The sequence below is a fragment of the Myxococcus sp. CA039A genome, from assembly GCF_013336645.1.
In the GTDB taxonomy this organism is placed as follows: Bacteria; Myxococcota; Myxococcia; order Myxococcales; family Myxococcaceae; genus Myxococcus; species Myxococcus llanfairpwllgwyngyllgogerychwyrndrobwllllantysiliogogogochensis.
On sequence record NZ_JABUMQ010000606.1, the window covers coordinates 1 to 2,236 of the forward strand.

General features: G+C 69.1%; 2 protein-coding genes. One reads left to right on the top strand and one right to left on the bottom strand.

Annotation, left to right across the window (positions count from 1 at the left end; genetic code table 11):
• Positions 1-1,617: mechanosensitive ion channel family protein (locus HR086_RS46275; protein ID WP_174468849.1), on the bottom strand; the 1,617-nt coding region annotated here is incomplete at its 3' end.
• A gap of 171 nt (positions 1,618-1,788) precedes the next feature.
• Between HR086_RS46275 and HR086_RS46280 the strand changes: the two genes are divergently transcribed.
• Positions 1,789-2,172 carry a PleD family two-component system response regulator gene (locus HR086_RS46280; protein ID WP_015351808.1) on the top strand — a complete coding sequence of 128 codons (384 nt, stop codon included), beginning with the start codon at positions 1,789-1,791 and terminating at the stop codon, positions 2,170-2,172.
• Positions 2,173-2,236: the final 64 nt, after the last annotated feature.

Consider the following 2,236-nt stretch of genomic DNA (forward strand, 5'->3'; position numbering starts at 1 on the left):
CGGCTGGGGGTCCCGAGCCTCCGGGGGCGGCAGCGCGGTGGGGGCCTGCCGGGACTCGGTGCGAGTGAAGGGCAGCCACTCGGGATGGGCTCGCAGGAAGGCGACCAGCCGCTCACGGACGAGGGCGCGCAGGTCGAAGAGCTTGTCCGGGTTGGCCGCGCTGACGAGCGCGCGGACGGTGAGCGTGCGGTCCTGGGCCTCCAACACGACGACGGACTGGAGCCGCCCGTCCCACAGGTGCTTCGCGTCCTGCTCGACGATGCGCCGCAGCTCCCCGCGCACCGCGTCCACGTCCGTGGAGTAGTCCACCTGGAGGGTGACGGCCCCGAGCATCTCCGTGCTGGACTTGCTCCAGTTCTGGAAGGGCTTGTCCAGGAAGTAGGTAATCGGGATGACCATGCGGCGCTGGTCCCAGACGCGCAGCACCACGTACGTGAGGGTGATTTCCTCCACGGTGCCGAACTCGGTCTCCACCACCACCTGGTCGCCAATGCGCACCGGCTGGGTGATGGAGAGCTGGATGCCGGCGAGCAGCGTGGCGATGGACTTCTGCGCCGCGAGACCGATGACGATACCGGCGATACCGGCGGACGCGAGCAGCGACACGCCCACGTTGCGCACCACCTCGAACTGCATCAGGAGCAGCGCGGCGGCCACCACATAGGTCGCCGCCTCGAAGACGGCGCGCAGCACCGCGAACTGGGTGCGCAGCGAGCGGGCCCGGCCCGCGTCGCGCATGTCGCCCGACACGCGGTTCTGCACGAAGTTGGCGAACACCCGCAGGAAGCGCAGGATGAACCACGCCACCGCGATGATGATGAGCGAATAGCTCAGCCGGTTGAACAGCGTCTGCACCGGGCGCGGCAGCAGCAGCAGGGACGTGCCCGCCGCCAGGAGTATCGCGAAGTACGGCAACCGCAGGGGCCCCCGCCCCGCCGCCACCAGCTGGTCATCCAGGGTGAGGTGCGTCCACTTCGCCAGCCGCAGCCCGAACGCGAGCGACAGCCGCTCCAGGAGCAGGGCCAGTCCCACCGAGCCCAAGAGCGTCACCAGCAGGCCCAGCCACTGCCAGGGCTCCAGGCCGAACACGGTGCCGGAGAAGAAGAAGGGCGGCAGCCACTCCGCCACGCGGGGGCCGTAGGTCTCGAAGAGGGGGTCCACCATCCGCACGGTGGACTCGCTGAACACCCAGACCAGGGAGCCGTCCTGGGCCACCCGCTGGACGCGGATGGACACATTGGCGCCCTCCAGCGGGATGATGCCCAGCAGGTCGAAGCGGGGGTCGGCCGGGTCACCCTCCGCGACCTTGCTCAAGAGGGACAGGTCGATGGAGAGCTTGCGGTCCAGGACGAACTTGAGCCGGCGGGCCAGCTGGGCGCCCCGCTCGGACTGCTGGGCGCGGGGGATGAAGTCCAGGTCCAGGTAGTGCGCCGCCGTGGCGTAGTCCCCCCGGTGGGCCGCGGCCAGGAACCCCTGGGTGGTGGAGTGGGGGGACTGCCGGTCCACGGGGGACGAGGGGGACCCCAGGCCCGAATTGAGCGCCGCGACGGGCAGCGTCCAGAGGAGACTCCCCACCAGGAGAAGGGCCGTCCAGGCTCGGCGGTCTGGGTGCATCATGGCGCCCTGCATACTCCTTTTCGGTGGGTTTGCCGGAAGAAGTCAGGCCCCGCCCCCCGCCCGGACGACCGGGAGGGGGACGTCCACGACACCACCCCGTCTTACCCCGTGGGAAAGGCGTTGGTGCGCCGGGTGGGGGTAGGATAGAAACGGAGCCCAAGGAAGGTCGACGTGTCCGAGAAGCGAAGAATCCTCCTGATTGACGACAGCGAAATCACGCTCGCCATGGAGAAGGCCGTGCTGGAAGCGCGCGGCTACGAGGTCGTCGCCACCTCCACGCTCATGGAGTTCGAGAAGACGCTCCAGAGCTGGCGGCCGGACCTCATCCTCACGGACATCCACATGCCCGAGGCCAAGGGCACCGACATCTGCCGCACGCTGAAGAACGAGTACGGCACCCAGGACATCCCCATCGTCCTGTTCTCCAGCCTGCCCGACGACGAGCTGTCCAAGCTGGCCGAGCAGGTCGGCGCCGACGGCTTCCTGTCGAAGATGAACGGGCTGGAGGCCATGGGCGAGAAGATCGACGAACTGGTGCAGAGCATCCTCTGGTGAACCGCATGCCGCGCCCCGTCCCCCTCGCCGCCCTCTGGGGCCTGGTGCTGGTGCTCGGTGGGTG